Here is a 15855-nt window from a genome sequence, read left to right on the forward strand (position 1 = left end):
TTTATGGCGGAGCGGCTTCAGGCTGACCTCGGCCGCTGGAGCGGCGGCGAGCGCAGCCTCGCCGAGCGCGTCGGCGACTATGACTGGGACGGCGCCATCGCGCCCGCCTGCGCCGAGATCGTCGTGCTGGCGGGCGACCAGTTCGAGGCGATCGCGCGGGGCTTCTGGGACCATTATCTCTCGCTGGCGGCGACCGCATCGATCCGCGACCGCTACACGCCCGAGACGCTGGCCGAGCAGGTGGCGCTCAGCGCCCATTACACCCAGGCCAAATACGGCCGGCCCTTTGCCGAGGAATGGCGCGTGCTTGCCGAGAAGCACGCCGCCCAGTCGCATCGCGCCGGCGTGCCGCTGCCGGCGCTGCTCGCTGCCTTGTCCTTCGCGCACAGCCGGACGCTGGCCGCGGTCGAGGCGAGGGTCGACGGCGATCCGGTGCGGCTGGCGCGGATCGCCGACGTGATCCAGCGGCTCGCGCTGATCGAGGCCGAACTGCTCGCGTCGCACCTCGGCGAGCGCGACGCGCGTCAGGCCCACAAGGAACGCATGGCCCGCTCGCGCGAGTTCAAGGCGAGCATCGCCGAATCGATCGCCGGCACCAGCACGCTCGGCAACGACATCCGCGTCCAGGCCGGCCAGACCGGCGCCTCCGCGCGGGGGATGCTGGGGAAGACGAGCGAGGTGGCGGCGGCGGCGGAGCAGTCGGCGTTGGCGATGCGGGAGGCGGCGCAGACGGCGGCGGGGCTGATCCGGGCGATCGAGGATGCGCGGCTGGAGGTGGAGGCGGCGGCGGAGATCGCGACGCGGGCGGGAGCCCAAGCGAGCCAGGCGGTGGAGATGAGCGGGACGCTGAGCGACCATGCCAAGTCGATCGAATCGATCCTGGGTCTGATCCGCGACATTGCGGGACAGACGAACCTGCTGGCCTTGAACGCGACGATCGAGGCGGCGCGGGCGGGGGATGCGGGGCGGGGCTTCGCGGTGGTGGCGCAGGAGGTGAAGAGCCTGGCCAACCAGACGGCGCGGGCGACGGACGACATTGCGGCGAAGATCGCGGCGATCCAGTCGGCGACGCGCTCGACGGTGGAGACCAATGCGTCGATCCGGATGACGGTGGACGAGGTGCAGACGTCGGCGGAGCGCATCCGGGGTGCGATGGAGGCGCAGGCGACCACCGTCACCGCGATCACCGCGGCGGTGGACGAGACCGCGCTGGCGGCCGACTCGATGTCCGCCACCATCGCCGCCATCCGCGCCGACACCGAAGCCGTCGCCTCCGAGATCGACCGGCTCGGCCGCGAGTTCGGGGCGGTCGACGACCGGCTCGCCGCGCTCAAGCAGGCCGCGGACGACTTCTCGGCCTCGGCGGCGGCCTGAGTCCATCCTGTTCGGATCGAAGCAGTGTCGGTGCTCCTGCGAAGGCAGGAGCTCGGGCCGCTGGCGATACCCTTGTTTCCAAGGCTCCTGTTTTCGCAGGAGCACGATTCCACTTCGCTCGGACAGGCTCTAGAGAGGAGGCGATGACCCACATCCTCCTCACCGGATCGAGCCGCGGCATCGGCGCGGCGATCGCCGATGCGCTCGACCGGCCGGGCGTGCGCTGCGTCGGTCACGGCACCGCGAGCGGCATCCGCGCCGACTTCGCCGATCCCGCCGCGCCCCGGCAGCTCTGGGCGGAAGCGATCGAGACGCTCGACGGGCGGATCGACGTGCTCGTCAATAACGCCGGCGTATTCGAGGCCAGTTCGCTGGACGGCGACCATGACGCCTGGGTCGCGGGCTGGGAGCGGACGATGCGGATCAACCTCACCGCCGCGGCGGAGCTTTGCCGCCTCGCGGTGCGTCATTGGCAGGAGCGGGATGCAGGCGGCCGCATCGTCAACGTCGCCAGCCGCGCCGCCTATCGCGGCGATTCGCCGGCGCATTGGCATTATGCCGCATCCAAGGCCGGCATGGTCGCGATGACCAAGACGATCGCGCGCGGCTATGCGCGGGACGGCATCCTTGCCTTCGCGATCTGTCCGGGCTTCACCATGACCGGCATGGCCGACGACTATCTGGCGAGCCGGGGCGGCGACAGGCTGCTGGCCGACATCCCGCTCGGGCGGGTCGCCGAGCCGGCCGAGGTGGCGGAGGCGGCGCGGTTCCTGGCACTGGAGGCGCCGCCGTCGATGACCGGCGCGGTGATCGACATCAACGGCGCGAGCTACGTGCGATGACGAGCTGGAAGCTGTCTCTCCCCTGCACCCGCGCCGAGGCTGAGGCGATCGAGATCGGCGACGTGCTCGCCGCGATCGAGCCGGTGCCGGTGCTGATGACCAGCGAGCGCGTGGTCGACGATCCGGACGCGTGGCAGCTCGATGCCTATTTCGAGGCGAAGCCCGGCAAGGCGGCGATCGCCAGCCTCCGCGCGCTGGTGCCGAGTGCAGGCGGTGTTGCCCCGGTGATCGAGAAGCTGGCGGACGAAGACTGGGTGACGCTGAGCCAGGCCGGCATCGAGCCGGTGGCGACGCGACGTTTCTACGTCCACACCGGCACCAACAAGCGCGAGGTGCCGGCGGGCGCCAAGACGTTCCGGATCGAGGCGGGGCTCGCCTTCGGCACCGGCACGCACGAGACCACCTCGGGTTGCCTGATGATGCTGGAGGCGATCCGGGCGCAGGGCGCGGTGGTGCGCAACTTCATCGACCTCGGCACCGGCACCGGCCTGCTCGCCTTCGCCGCGATGCACCTGTGGCCGCGCGCCTATGCCACCGCGACCGACATCGATCCGGTGGCGATCGACGTCACCCAGGAGAATGCAGCGGTGAACGGCGTTCCGCTGGGCCTTCGCGCAGGGGAGCTGGCACTGACCATCGCCAATGGCGCCGCCGATCCGATGGTTCTGGCGCGGGCGCCCTATGACCTGGTGATCGCCAACATCCTCGCCGGACCACTGATCGCCATGTCCGCCGACTTCGCCGCGCTGGCCGCGCCGGGCGGGCAGATCGTGCTGGCGGGACTCCTCACCAGCCAGGCGAACGCGGTCGCCCGTGCCTATCGCCGGCACGGCTGCCGAGTGGCGGGGCGGATCGAGCGGGGGGACTGGACGATCCTGCGGCTGAGGAAGCGGCGGCGCTGATTTTTTGTTCACACGAAGGCGCAAAGAAGAAGGAGATAGGAGGTTCGCGCAGAGGCGCAGAAGGCGCGGAGAAATATCGCCTGCCGCGCCGTCGACCGCGCCCGCGGCCTTCAGGCTTGTCGCACCCCACGAATATCGGAAGGTCTCGCTGACGCGAGACGAGCGGCACAGGCGATGCCCCGCGTCTTCGCGCTTTCGCGCAAAAAACCGGCTCACACCTGAGCCGCTCTCTCCCGTGCATAGGCCTGGGTGCCGTGGGTGATCACCTCGTCGCCCGCGACGATCTCGCCGACCGGAATGTCGGGGAGCGGCAGGATCTCCGCATAGAGCGGCGCGAAATCGGTCTCGACCGTCACGCGCAGCAGCTCGTCGAAGCTCGGGATGACGAAATAGTTCTGCTGGAAGTCGTCGATCCGGTATTCGGTCCGCATCACGCGCTTGAGGTCGAACATGATCCGGTTGGGACTGGGATCGTCGAGCGCGAACTGCGATTCGGCATGGCTCGAGACGATGCCCGAGCCATAGATGCGCAGCCCCTCCGGCTCGGCGACCAGGCCGAACTCGACCGTGTACCAGTAGAGGCGGGCGAGCTGCTTGAGCGCGCCCAGCTCCAGCGCCCTGAGGCCGCCGCGGCCATAGGCGGCGAGATAGTCGGCGAACACCGGGTCGGCGAGCATCGGCACATGGCCGAACACGTCGTGGAAGACGTCCGGCTCCTGGAGATAGTCGAGCTGGTCGGGGCGGCGGATGAAATTGCCCGCGACGAAGCGGCGGTTGGCCATGTGATCGAAGAACACGTCGTCCGGCACCAGCCCGGGCACCGCCACCACCTGCCAGCCGGTCAGCTTCGTCAGCCGCTCCGACAGCTCCTCGAAATTGGGGATGCCGCCGTCGGAGAGCTTGAGCGCGTGGAGCCCGCGCAGATACGCCTCGGACGCACGGCCGGGGAGCAGCTTCGCCTGGCGGGCGAACAGCGTGTCCCAGGTGGCGTGCTCCTCCGCGGTATAATGCTGCCAGTCCTGCGGGATCGTCCAATCGGCGGCAGCGCCTTCCGGCGGGGAATCGAGTACATGGGTGTCTTCGGCCATCGCGCGAGCATAGCATAGTTGCAGATGAAACGAAGTGGCGGGCGACGGATCGCGACATGGCTCGGCCGGGCGGCGATCGCGGCCCTGCTGATGGTATTCGCCTATGCCGCGGCCGGGCTGGTCGGCGGCAGCATCCCGGCGAATCGCGGCTGGCGCCCGCCGGAGCAGGGCGTGCGCATCTATGTCGAGGACAATGGCGTGCACACCGGCATCGTCGTGCCGGTGTCGGCGGCGGGGATCGATTGGAGCGATCTGGTGCGGCCCGAGCATTTCCGCGATCCGCGCTATGCCGGCTACGCTTGGCGGAGCTTCGGCTGGGGGGACCGCGACTTCTATCTCAACACGCCGACCTGGTGGGACGTGAGCCCGCGCCTCGTCCTGCGCAGCGCGATCGGCAGCGACTCCACGGTGGTGCACGTCGACGCGATTCCCGAACCGCGCGTCGGGCCGGGCGTGCGTTCGATCATGCTGCGGCCCGAGGAATATCGCCGCCTCGCCGCGTTCATCCGCGCGACCTTCGCGGAACAGGCGCGCCATCGCTTCGGTTATGGCGCCTATGACGTCTTCTACACCGCGCGCGGCCGCTACAGCGCGATCCGCACCTGCAACGGCTGGACCGGCGAGGCGCTGCGTGCGGCTGGGGTCAGGATGGGCGCATGGACGCCCTTTCCCGTGACGGTGATGGCGTGGCTGCCGGCGCCCCGCGGCTGAAGCCGCCGCCCGCGCGGCTGTGGATCAGCGAATGGCCGCGCGGTGCGATCAACGCGGCGCGGCTGGCGGGGGCGCAGCGGCGGCTCAAGGCGGTGCCCCGCGGCGACGGGCGGCCGGTGCTGGTGCTGCCCGGTCTGTTCAACTCGGACCGGTCGAACTTCGCGCTCAGGGGCTACCTCAACCGGCTCGGCTATCGCGCCGTTCCATGGACGCTGGGGCGCAACTTCGGCGCGCGGACGATCGGCGCGGAGGGCGAGCGGCTGTTCGCGCGGATCGAGGCGGTGGCGGTGGAGGCAGGGGCGCCGGTGACGCTGATCGGAGTGAGCCTCGGCGGGATCATGGCGCGGCTGGCGGCACATCGCCGGCCCGATCTGGTGCGCGAGGTGATCACGGTGAGCTCGCCCTTCGCCGGCGATCCGCGCGCGACCAACGTGTGGCGGACCTTCGAGTGGCTGACCGGCGAGCGCATCGACGATCCGCGTGTCGCGGCGCTGCGCGAGGAGATCGCGCGGCCGCTGCCGGTCTCGGCGACCGCGATCTGGAGCGCGTCCGACGGGCTGGTGAACGGGCTCGCCTGCCGGATCGAGGGGGAAGCGGCGATCGAAGTGGTGAGCAGCCACGTCGGCGTACAGCTCAATCCGGACGTGCTGGTGGTGATAGCGAAGGTGCTGGGCAACACTGTTCCTCTCCCCGTGGGAGAGGGAAGGAGCGCCGAAAGCGCGGGAGGGTGAGGGCGGCTGAGGTGGCGGCAGTCACCCTCACCCTCCCACTCGGCTCCGCCGAGCGGGCCCCTCCCTCTCCCAACGGGAGAGGGGGTTAAGGATCAGTTCTGGCTGGTCGGATCGCCCGCCTGGTAGCCGGTGTATTGCGCGCAATTGGAGTCGTCGGGGTTCTTCTTGCAGTGCTTTTCCCATTTCTTGCGCTGCTTGCCCTCTTCCGCCTCCTGCTTGCGCATCTTGCGGCCGTAGTTGCGGTCGGCCTCCTCCTGGCTGGTGGTCGACCAGTCGACGGCCTGGCTCCCTGCCTTCACCGGCAGCGTGGCGACGTCCCACGCCGCCTTGGCGACGCAGCCGCCGGTCACGAGGCCGGCCAGCGGCACGAGAAGCACGAACTTACGCATTGGACATCCTCAGTGGCCGGTGACGAAATGGTCGCGGGCCTCGACGCCATCTAGCGGAAAATCGGTGAAAAAGCCATCGATGCCGATCTTGAGTTGGCGCGCGATGTCGTCGCGGATGCGGCCATGCGTGCGCGGATCGGGGCCGGTGCGCAGCGACGGCGGGAGGAAGACATTCTCCGCGCGGAAGGTCCAGGGATGGACCTTGAGCCCCGCGGCATGGGCATCGGCGACCAGGCTGGAGGGCGGGCCGTCGCCCTTCGCCACCATGTCCTTGTTGGGGCCGATGCCATAGGCATAGGCGGCGATCGCCTTCAGCCCCGCGGACGTCGCCATCGCGGCATAGCTCGGCACGGCGCCGTCGGCCGGACCGCCCTCCGCGTCCATCAGCTGGATCAGGCGCACCTTGGTCTGTCCGTGCAGGCGCTTCAGGTTGTTCACCTCGAACGACTGGATGAACACCGGCGCGTCGGCGCGGTCCCAGCCGGCCTTTTTGAGCTCGGCGAGCAGCAGGTCGTCGGTCGGGTGGCCGATCGCGGCGAAATAGGTCGGGTGCTTGGTCTCGGGATAGACGCCGACATGGTGCCGCTTGGCCAGCGCGATCACCTCGGCGAAGGTCGGGATTTCGAAGCGGCCGTCGTATTTCGCATTGTCCGGGCGGAGCTGCGGCAGGCGCTCCTTCGCGCGCAGCGTCTTGAGCTCCGCCAGGGTGAAGTCCTCGGTGAACCAGCCGGTCATCGTCACGCCGTCGATCGTCTTGGTCGCCTTGCGGTCGGCGAATTCGGGATGGCCGGCGACGTCGGTGGTGTCGGTGATGTTGTTCTCGTGCCGTGCGACCAGCACGTCGTCCCTGGTCGGGACCAGATCGGGCTCGATGAAGTCGGCGCCCTGCGCGATCGCGAGCTCGTAGGCGGCGAGCGTGTGCTCGGGCCTCATGCCGCTGGCGCCGCGATGGGCGATGACGATGGGGTTGGGGCTGTCCATCGCGCCAGCCTGGACCGGCGCGGCGAGCAATGCCAGCAGGAGGATGTTGCCGAGGCGGAGCGATCGCATCATCATTGTCATCAGGAAACCAACCTATCTCCAAGCGTTGGCGCGGCCTATGTGCCGGGGCGAGACCGATCCATTCCACCGTCAGGAGTCAGGCGTATGACGCCGTGCCCGAAGGCCGCATGAACCATGGCCGATAACGACAGCGTCCTTGCCGCCGCCCGCGCGTGGAGGGGGGCGCCGATGGCGCTCGCCACCGTGGTGTCGACCTGGGGATCGGCGCCGCGGCCGAGGGGTTCGCACATGATCGTCCACCGGGACGGACGGTTCGAGGGATCGGTGTCGGGCGGCTGTGTCGAGACCGACATCCTCACCGCCGCCGCCGAGGTGATCGCCGGCGCGCCGGCGGTGCTCAGGACCTATGGCGTCGCCGATGCCGCGGCCTGGGACGTCGGACTGCCGTGCGGCGGCGAGATCGCGGTGCTGGTGCAGCCGGTATCGGCGGAGGGCTTCGACCCCGAGCTGTTCGACCGCATCGACGAGGCGCGTGCCGAGGGACGGCCACTCACCGTCATCACCGATCTCGCCAGCGGCCAGAGCAGCCTCAGGCCGCTGGAAGCGGGGTTCGCCAACCGCTACGATCCGCCGCGCCGGCTGCTGATCGTCGGCGCGGTGCAGATCGCGCAGGCGCTCGCCGGCATGGCGCGCGAGCTGGGGGTGAAGACGGCAGTGATCGACCCGCGCGCCCGCTTCCTGACCGAGGAGCGGTTTCCCGGCATCGCGCTCGACGACCGCTGGCCCGACGAGGCGATCGCCGCCTATGCCCCCGATCCGGCGACGGCGGTGGTGACGCTGAGCCACGATACCAAGATCGACGATCCCGCCCTCATCGCCGCGTTACGGGCGCCGACCGGCTATGTCGGCGCGCTGGGATCGCGCCGGAGCCACGCCGCCCGGCTTGAACGCCTGGCCGCGGCGGGCGTTGGAGAGGCCGATCTCGTGCGGATCGACGGGCCGGTCGGGCTCGACATCGGCGCGGTCGGGCCGGCCGAGATCGCGCTTTCGATCGCTGCCGCCATGGTGAAGGCCTTCCATGATCCCCGCTGAAGACACCGCCCTCGTCCTGCTCGCCGCCGGCCGCTCGCTCCGTTTCGACGGCGCCAGCCGCGACAAGCTCGCCGAGGAGTTCCTCGACAAGCCGCTCGCGCTCCATGTCGTGACCGCGCTCGAAGCCGTGCCGTTCAAGCGCCGGATCGCGGTGGTGTCCGGCACCGTCGTCGATTTCGCGGCGCGCGGCTACGAGGTCGTCACCAACCCGGAACCGGAGCGCGGCATGGCGCGCTCGCTGTGCTTCGGGATCGAGGCGGCGCGCAACGCCGGAGCGGAGGCGGTGATCGTCGCGCTCGCCGACATGCCGCGGGTCACCGCCGCGCACATCTACCGCCTGCTCGACTATGCGCGCGGGCCGGGCGCGATCCTCGCCTCCAGCGACGGCGTGCGGCCGCGCCCGCCCGCGCTGTTCGGGCGCGACCATTTCGACGCGCTGATGCGGCTCGAAGGCGACCAGGGCGCGCGACAGATGATCGCCCGCGCGCACCACGTCATCACATCGGAGGCCGAGCTGGTCGACGTCGACACCGTCGAGGACCTGGAGCGGCTGCGCGCGCTCTATGGCCTGGATGACGACGGGCTGGGCCACGATCGCGCCGAACATTAGGGTGCGATACGGCACGAGATCCCGGCCTTCGCCGGGATGACGGATAGAGGAGCTATTCGTGGCGCAGCGCGTCGATCGGGTTGAGCGCCGCCGCCCGCTGGGCCGGGAAATAGCCGAACACCACGCCGATCAGCGCCGATATGGCGAAGGCGATGAAGTTGATCTGCGGATCGAACAGATAGTCGACCTGCATCAGCGGCGCGATCACGATCACTGCGATCTGCGCGATCACCAGGCCGATGACGCCGCCCAGCATCGACAGCACGATCGATTCGACCAGGAACTGCATCAGCACCTCGCGCGCCACCGCGCCGATCGCCAGGCGGATGCCGATCTCACGCGTGCGCTCGGTCACCGACACCAGCATGATGTTCATGATGCCGATGCCGCCGACGACGAGGCTGATCGCCGCCACCGCCGCGACGATGCCGGTGAGCAGGTTGGTGGTGCCGGTCAGCGTGTCGCTGATCTGCTTGGTGTCGAAGATGTTGAAGTCGTCGTCCTTGCCCTGGGTGATGTTGCGCCGCTCGCGCAGCAGGTCCTCGATCGAGGCCTGGACAGTGGCGGTCGAATAGGCCTGGTCGACGCCGACCAGGATCAGGCGGATGTTGCGGTTGCCGGTGAAGCGGCGCTGCACCGCCTTGATCGGCATGATGACGACATCGTCCTGGTCGCCGCCGAAACCCTGCTGGCCGCGGGTCGAGAGCACGCCGATCACGTCGCACGAGATGCCGCCGATCCGCATCCGCGTGCCGACCGCACGCCCGCCGCGATAGAGGTTGGTGTAGACGGTGTTGCCGATGATGCAGCTGGCCTTGCCCGCCGCTTCCTCCATCGGCGTGAAGGTGCGGCCCTGCCGCATCGGCCAGGGCTGGACCTGGAAATAGGCGTTGGTGGTGCCGTTGATCGTGGTCGACCAGTTGGAGCCTTCGTAGATCGCGGTGGCGGTCGACTGCGCCTGCGGGGCGACCGCGGTGACGCCGGTGATCTGGCGCTGGATCGCCTCGACGTCCTCGGGCTCGAAGTCGGGCGGCCGCGGCCCGCCGCCGCCGCGGCCGAAGCCCTGGCCGGGGCGGATCTGGAGCACGTTGGTGCCGAGCGCGGCGATCTGCTTCTGCACCGCCGCGGTGGTCGCCTTGCCCAGCGTCACCATCGTCACCACCGCGGCGACGCCGATGACGATGCCGAGGATGGTCAGGAACGAGCGCAGCAGATGCCGCCGGATCGACCGGATCGCGAGGACGAAGGTCGTGCCGATCATAACCGCTCTCCCTTTGGGAGAGGGGCAAGTCGCCGGAGGCGACGCGGGGTGAGGGTGAGCGCGAAACGCTCTCCGCGAGTCACCCTCACCCTTCCGCCGCCCGTTGGGCGGCTCCCTCCCTCTCCCAACGGGAGAGGGAATTTTGTCCGAATCGCCGTCATGTCACCGGCGCTCCCTGCCGGTGCCGCGCCTCGATCCGCTCGACCAGCCCGTCCTTGAAATGAACGACGGTGCGGGCGAACGCCGCCATGTCGGGCTCGTGCGTGACCATGAGGACGGTGATGCCGCTGTTCCTGTTGAGATCGGTGAGCAGCTCCATGATCTCGATCGAGCGTTCGCTGTCGAGATTGCCGGTCGGCTCATCGGCGAGCAGCACTGCGGGCTGGGTCACGATCGCGCGGGCGATGGCGACGCGCTGCTGCTGGCCGCCCGAAAGCTCCGCGGGGGTATGGTCCCACCATTCGGCGAGTCCGACCTTATCGAGCGCGGCCATGCCTGCGTCGTGGCGCGCCTTGCGGTCTTCGCCGCGGTAGAGCAGCGGCAGCTCGACATTCTCGAGCGCGCTGGTGCGCGAGAGCAGGTTGAAGCCCTGGAACACGAAGCCGAGGTAGCGCCGCCGCAGCAGCGCGCGCTGGTCGCGGTCGAGCGCCTCGACACGATGACCGCGGAACAGGAAGGTCCCCTCGGTCGGCACGTCGAGGCAGCCCAGAATGTTCATCGTCGTCGACTTGCCCGAGCCCGACGGCCCCATCACCGCGACGAAATCGCCGCCCATGATGTCGAGGTCGACGCCCTTCAGCGCCTGGAATGCCGTCGGCCCCTCGCCATAGGTTTTGGTGACCCCGCGCAGCGAGATGATCGGATCACCGGCCACGTCAGCCACCGCCGCCCGGACCGCCCGAGCGCTGGCGCGGCTGACTCTTGGCGGCGGCGCCGCTGTCGCCGGAGAGCTGGCCGGTGATCACCTGCATCCCGGGCTTCAGCCCGCCGCCGGTCACTTCGGTGACGGTGCCGTCGGTGTCGCCGGTGGTGATCTGGATCGGCTTGGGATTGCCCTGCTCGTCCTTGACGTAGATCGTCTGCTGCGCGCCGCGATCGGTAGTGACCTCGCGCTGCGCCCGGTTGCCGAAGCGGCGCGGCCGCATCCCGATCGCGCCGGTGATGCCGCCGCCAGACTGGCTCGCGCTCGCCGTCTGCGGGCGGAAGCGCAGCGCCGCATTGGGCACCAGCAGCACGTTGCTCTTCTCGGTAGTGACGATGTCGGCGGTCGCGGTCATGCCGGGCCGCAGCTCCAGCGTCGGGTTGGCGACGGTGAGGTCGGCGGCATAGGACACGACCTGCCCCTGGGTGCTCGACGTCGAGCTGGTCGAGGAGGAGGACGAGGAGGTCGCGTTGGCGACCGTCAGGTTCGATCCCAGGTCGACGCGGGTGATGATCGCCGGGAAGGTCTTGCCTGGGAAGGCGTCGACGGTGAACTGCGCCTTCTGCCCCAGCTTGACCTGGCCGACGTCGGCCTCGTCGATCGCGACCTCGAGCTTCATCTTCGAAAGGTCCTCGGCGATCACGAACAGCGTCGGCGTGTTGAACGAGGCGGCGACGGTCTGGCCCGGATCGACCTGGCGCGCGAGCACCACCCCCGATACCGGCGAGACGATCACCGCACGGGCGCGCTGGGTGCGCGATTGGGCGAGCTGCGCCTGCGCCTGCGTCACCGCCGCCTGCGACGCCCTGAGCGAGGCGACCGCGCGCTGGTAATTGGCCTGCGCCGTCTGCATCTCCGTCTTGGCCGGCACCCGGCCGCCGGACAGGCGCGACACCTCCTCCATCCGGCGGAGCTGCGCCTGCGCCTCGGCGACGGTCGCCTGCTGGACGCGGACCTGCGCCTGGTTGGCGGCGATCTGCGCCTCGCCCTGGCGGATCTGGTCGTCGATCTGCTCGGGATCGATCAGCGCGAGCGGCTGGCCGGCGGTGACGCGGTCGTTGACGTCGACCATCACCTTGGTGACCAGGCCCGAGAGCTGCGAGCCGACCGTCACCTGATTGGTCGGCGCGAGCTTGCCCGTCGCCGAGACGGTGACGGTGAGGTTGCCCTGCCGCGCCGCCTGGGTCTCGAACTTGGGCGTGCTGGCGGTGCCGAACACGCAGCGCGAGACGAGCAGCGCGAGCAGCAGCAGGACTACGGCGATCACCGCCCATTTCGCCCAGCGCCGCCAGGCGGGCACCGGCTTGGCGCCGAGGAAGTCGTTGAGCTCTGCGGTGTTGGTAGCCATCAGCGGTCCTGCAGCGGTGGCGAAGGGGGAGTCCCCAGCGAGACGGTGCCCTGCGGCGAGCCGGGAGACGGCGCTTCGGGGACGGCGGCGCTGTTCCAGCCGCCGCCGAGCGCGACATAGAGCTGGACGAGCGCGGTCGCGCGGTCGGCCTGCGCCTGGGTGAGCCCGTTGCGCGCGGAGAGCAGCGACGCCTCGGCCTGGTTGAGCGTGGTGAAGTCGGTAAGCCCGGCTTGATACTGGCTGCGCGAGAGGATCGCGGTATTGTTCGCCGCATCCAGCGCCACCGCGAACTCGCGCTCGCGCGCCTCGGCGGCATTGAGCGCGACGATCGCGTTCTCGACGTCCTCGAGCGCGGTCAGCACCGTCCCCTTGTAGGCATAGAGCGCCCCGTCCGCCGCCGCCTCGCTGGAGCGCACCTGCGCGCGGGCGCGGCCGCCGTCGAAGATGAGCTGGCTGAGCCCGGCGAACACGCTGCCGGTGATGATGTCGCCGATCGCGCCGATCGCGTTGGCGTTGGTGTCGATGCTGCCCGTCAGGCGCAGCGCCGGATAGAGCTGCGCCTTGGCGACGCCGATCTCGGCGGTCGTGGCGGCGAGGTTGCGCTCGGCGGCGAGCACGTCGGGGCGCTGGCGCAACGTCTCGGCCGGGATGCCGACGCCGACCGTCTCCGGTCCCTTCGGGATCGGCCTTATCGCCTCCATCTCGCCCTTGAGCGCACCCGGCGCCTGGCCGGTCAGCACCGCGAGGCGTGACACCGCCGAATTGTAGCTCTGCTCGATCGGCGGGATCGAGGCGGCGGTCTGCGCCCGCTGCGAACGCGCCTGCTCCTGGTCGAGCGAGGAGACCAGCCCCGCCTGCACGCGCCACTCCGCGATCTGGAGATTGTCGTCCTGGATCGCGAGCGAGGCCCTGGCATTGGCGAGGTTCGCCTGCGCCTGCCGCGCGAGCATGTAGTTGCGCGCGATCTCGGCCTGGGTCGAGATCAGCACCGACGCATAGTCGTAGCCGGACGCCTGATATTGCGCGCGGCTGCTCTCGATCCCCCGCCGGACGCCGCCGAACAGGTCGACCTGGTAGGATGCGTCCGCGCCGATCGAGAAGCTGTCGTTCGCGCTGCGCGAGATGGTGGTGACGGTACCGTCGGGCAGCGTGATCGTGCCGGTGCCGCCGCGGATGTTGACGTTGCGCGAATAGCCGGCCGATCCGCTGACGCTGGGGAGCAGGTCGGCGCGCGACTGCACCAGCGCCTCGCGCGCCTGGCGGAGCCGCGTCACCGCCTGCGCCACGTCGAGGTTGGTGGCGGCGGCGCTGGCGACCAGCCGCTGCAGCAGCGGATCGTCGAAGCGCGTCCACCATTGCGTCAGGTCCTCGCGCTGCGCGCTGTCCGCCGGCACCGAATAGGCGCCGGGCACGCCGAGCTGGTCGGCGGTCTTCGGCCGATAGTCGGGCCCCACCGCGCAACCGGCGAGCACGGTCGAGGCGGACAGGATGATGAGCAGGCTACGCGGCATCATGTGCGATGAGATGACCGGACAAGGTCGAACCGTCCAGCGGATTTGTGTCGCGAATTGTCGCCGGCGGGAAATGTCCGTTCAGGCTTGCACCGGCCCCTGCGCCTTGGGCAAAGGGGCCCCGAAGGAGAGCGAGCATGGCCGACATCTATCCGGTTCCCGAGGAGTGGGAGCGCCATGCGCGGGTCGACGCGGCCTGTTACCGGACGATGTACGAGGCGTCGCTCGCCGATCCCGACGGCTTCTGGCTGGAGCAGGCCAAGCGGCTCGACTGGATCGAGCCGCCGAGCAAGGCGGGCGAATGGAGCTTCGACGAGGCCGACTTCGGCATCCGCTGGTTCGCCGACGGCAGGCTCAACGTCGCCGCCAACTGCCTCGACCGCCATCTCGCCAGCCGCGGCGGCGACACGGCGCTGATCTGGGAGCCCGACGATCCCGCGGCGGAGCCGAGGCGCTTCACCTATCTCCAGCTGTTCGAGGAGGTATGCCGCTTCGCCAACGTGCTGAAGGCGGAGGGCGTCGGGAAGGGCGACCGCGTCACCATCTACATGCCGATGATCCCCGAGGCGGCGTTCGCGGTGCTCGCCTGCGCGCGGATCGGAGCGGTCCATTCGGTGGTGTTCGGCGGCTTCTCCCCGGATGCGCTGGCGGGCCGCATCCAGGACTGCGATTCGAAGATCGTCGTCACCGCCGACATCGGGCGGCGGGGCGGCAAGACCGTTCCGCTCAAGGCCAATGTCGACGCCGCCGCGGCCCGTGCGCCGAGCCTGGAACGGGTGATTGTGGTGCGCACCAGCCGCGAGCCCGTTCCGATGACGGAGCGCGACCGCTGGTACGACGAGGCGGGCGCGTTGGTGTCCGCCGACTGCCCGGCTGAGGCGATGGACGCCGAGGATCCGCTGTTCATCCTCTACACCTCGGGCTCGACCGGGAAGCCCAAGGGCGTGCTCCATACTTCCGGCGGCTATCTGCTGTGGGCGAGCCTGACGCACGAGCTGGTGTTCGACTACCGGTCGGGGCAGGTCTATTGGTGCGCGGCAGATATCGGCTGGGTGACCGGGCACAGCTACATCCTCTACGGTCCGCTCGCCAACGGCGCGACCACGCTGATGTACGAGGGCGTGCCCAACTGGCCCGACGCCGGCCGCATCTGGCAGGTGGTCGACCGCCACCGGGTCGAGATCCTCTACACCGCTCCCACGGCGCTGCGCGCGCTGATGCGCGAAGGCGACGAGCATGTGACGCGCACCAGCCGCAAGAGCCTCAAGCTGCTCGGCACCGTCGGCGAGCCGATCAATCCCGAGGCATGGCGCTGGTACCATGAGGTGGTCGGCGAAGGCCGCTGCCCGATCGTCGACACCTGGTGGCAGACCGAGACCGGCGGGCATATGATCACCCCGCTGCCCGGCGCGGTCGACCTCAAGCCCGGCAGCGCGACGGTGCCCTTCTTCGGCATCGAGCCGCAGGTCGTGGATACGGAAGGCCGCGTGCTGGAGGGCGCGACCGAAGGCAACCTCGTCATCGCACGGAGCTGGCCGGGACAGATGCGCACCGTGTGGGGCGACCATGCGCGCTTCTTCCAGACCTATTTCACCACCTATCGCGGCAAGTATTTCACCGGCGACGGCTGCCGCCGCGACGAGGACGGCTATTGGTGGATCACCGGCCGGGTCGACGACGTCATCAACGTCTCCGGCCACCGCATGGGCACCGCCGAGGTCGAGAGCGCGCTGGTGCTCCACCCCAAGGTCGCCGAGGCGGCGGTGGTCGGGATGCCGCACGACCTGAAGGGGCAGGGCATCTACGCCTATGTCACGCTCAACGCCGGCGAGGCGGCGAGCGAGGCGCTGCGCGGCGAGCTGGTCAAATGGGTCCGCACCGAGATCGGTCCGATCGCGACCCCCGACGCTCTCCAGTTCGCGCCGGGCCTGCCCAAGACACGCTCGGGCAAGATCATGCGCCGCATCCTGCGCAAGATCGCGGAAGGGGACGTGTCGAACCTCGGCGACACGAGCACGCTCGCCGATCCGGCGGTGGTGGACGATCTGGTGGCGAACAGAGTCAAATAAGCT

General features: G+C 69.7%; 15 protein-coding genes. 8 read left to right on the plus strand and 7 right to left on the minus strand.

The window, feature by feature from the left end; genetic code table 11:
* Positions 1–3 precede the first annotated feature (3 nt).
* From ACMGER_RS03490 to ACMGER_RS03500, 3 genes are all read left to right on the plus strand, one after another.
* Positions 4–1374: a methyl-accepting chemotaxis protein gene (locus ACMGER_RS03490; RefSeq protein ID WP_436810725.1), complete on the plus strand. Its 1371-nt coding sequence runs from the start codon at positions 4–6 to the stop codon at positions 1372–1374.
* Between the two features lie 143 nt (positions 1375–1517).
* On the plus strand, positions 1518–2216 hold the full coding sequence (locus tag ACMGER_RS03495) for an SDR family NAD(P)-dependent oxidoreductase (protein WP_436810726.1): 699 nt from the start codon (positions 1518–1520) through the stop codon (positions 2214–2216).
* Positions 2213–3118 carry a 50S ribosomal protein L11 methyltransferase gene (locus tag ACMGER_RS03500; protein ID WP_436810727.1) on the plus strand — a complete coding sequence of 302 codons (906 nt, stop codon included), beginning with the start codon at positions 2213–2215 and terminating at the stop codon, positions 3116–3118. The genes ACMGER_RS03495 and ACMGER_RS03500 overlap by 4 nt, the downstream gene beginning before the upstream one ends.
* Before the next feature lie 212 nt (positions 3119–3330).
* Here ACMGER_RS03500 and phhA read toward each other — a convergent pair whose 3' ends face one another.
* The gene (phhA, locus tag ACMGER_RS03505) at positions 3331–4206 is read right to left on the minus strand and encodes a phenylalanine 4-monooxygenase (protein ID WP_436810728.1); all 876 of its coding nucleotides are present in this window, start codon (positions 4204–4206) and stop codon (positions 3331–3333) included.
* Between the two features lie 24 nt (positions 4207–4230).
* Between phhA and ACMGER_RS03510 the strand changes: the two genes are divergently transcribed.
* Together ACMGER_RS03510 and ACMGER_RS03515 are read left to right on the plus strand one after the other, a co-directional pair.
* On the plus strand, positions 4231–4917 hold the full coding sequence (locus ACMGER_RS03510) for a TIGR02117 family protein (RefSeq protein ID WP_436810729.1): 687 nt from the start codon (positions 4231–4233) through the stop codon (positions 4915–4917).
* Positions 4863–5648 carry an esterase/lipase family protein gene (locus ACMGER_RS03515; protein ID WP_436810730.1) on the plus strand — a complete coding sequence of 262 codons (786 nt, stop codon included), beginning with the start codon at positions 4863–4865 and terminating at the stop codon, positions 5646–5648. The genes ACMGER_RS03510 and ACMGER_RS03515 overlap by 55 nt, the downstream gene beginning before the upstream one ends.
* A gap of 92 nt (positions 5649–5740) precedes the next feature.
* Here ACMGER_RS03515 and ACMGER_RS03520 read toward each other — a convergent pair whose 3' ends face one another.
* Positions 5741–6037 (minus strand): hypothetical protein, encoded by a 297-nt coding sequence (locus ACMGER_RS03520; RefSeq protein WP_436810731.1) that lies wholly within the window; start codon positions 6035–6037, stop codon positions 5741–5743.
* A gap of 9 nt (positions 6038–6046) precedes the next feature.
* Positions 6047–7087 carry a glycerophosphodiester phosphodiesterase gene (locus ACMGER_RS03525; RefSeq protein WP_436810732.1) on the minus strand — a complete coding sequence of 347 codons (1041 nt, stop codon included), beginning with the start codon at positions 7085–7087 and terminating at the stop codon, positions 6047–6049.
* A 126-nt stretch (positions 7088–7213) separates the two neighbouring features.
* Between ACMGER_RS03525 and ACMGER_RS03530 the strand changes: the two genes are divergently transcribed.
* Both ACMGER_RS03530 and ACMGER_RS03535 read left to right on the plus strand, forming a co-directional pair.
* Positions 7214–8131 (plus strand): XdhC family protein, encoded by a 918-nt coding sequence (locus ACMGER_RS03530; RefSeq protein WP_436810733.1) that lies wholly within the window; start codon positions 7214–7216, stop codon positions 8129–8131.
* Positions 8118–8741: a nucleotidyltransferase family protein gene (locus ACMGER_RS03535; RefSeq protein ID WP_436810734.1), complete on the plus strand. Its 624-nt coding sequence runs from the start codon at positions 8118–8120 to the stop codon at positions 8739–8741. Before ACMGER_RS03530 ends, ACMGER_RS03535 begins: the two co-directional genes overlap by 14 nt.
* 52 nt (positions 8742–8793) lie before the next feature.
* Here the strand turns inward: ACMGER_RS03535 and ACMGER_RS03540 are convergent, their stop codons facing one another.
* From ACMGER_RS03540 to ACMGER_RS03555, 4 genes are all read right to left on the minus strand, one after another.
* Complete coding sequence (locus tag ACMGER_RS03540) at positions 8794–10002, minus strand: ABC transporter permease (protein ID WP_436810735.1); 1209 nt, start codon at positions 10000–10002, stop codon at positions 8794–8796.
* A 157-nt stretch (positions 10003–10159) separates the two neighbouring features.
* Positions 10160–10876, minus strand: coding sequence for an ABC transporter ATP-binding protein (locus ACMGER_RS03545; protein ID WP_436811662.1), 717 nt, complete (start codon positions 10874–10876; stop codon positions 10160–10162).
* A 1-nt stretch (position 10877) separates the two neighbouring features.
* Positions 10878–12272, minus strand: a complete 1395-nt coding sequence (locus ACMGER_RS03550) for an efflux RND transporter periplasmic adaptor subunit (protein WP_436810736.1) — start codon at positions 12270–12272, stop codon at positions 10878–10880.
* Positions 12272–13783, minus strand: a complete 1512-nt coding sequence (locus ACMGER_RS03555) for an efflux transporter outer membrane subunit (RefSeq protein ID WP_436811663.1) — start codon at positions 13781–13783, stop codon at positions 12272–12274. The genes ACMGER_RS03550 and ACMGER_RS03555 overlap by 1 nt, the downstream gene beginning before the upstream one ends.
* Before the next feature lie 137 nt (positions 13784–13920).
* Here ACMGER_RS03555 and acs point away from each other — a divergent pair, with 137 nt between their 5' ends.
* Complete coding sequence (gene acs, locus ACMGER_RS03560) at positions 13921–15852, plus strand: acetate--CoA ligase (protein ID WP_436810737.1); 1932 nt, start codon at positions 13921–13923, stop codon at positions 15850–15852.
* Positions 15853–15855: the final 3 nt, after the last annotated feature.

The organism is Sphingomonas astragali, from assembly GCF_051400615.1.
Classification (GTDB): domain Bacteria; phylum Pseudomonadota; class Alphaproteobacteria; order Sphingomonadales; family Sphingomonadaceae; genus Sphingomonas.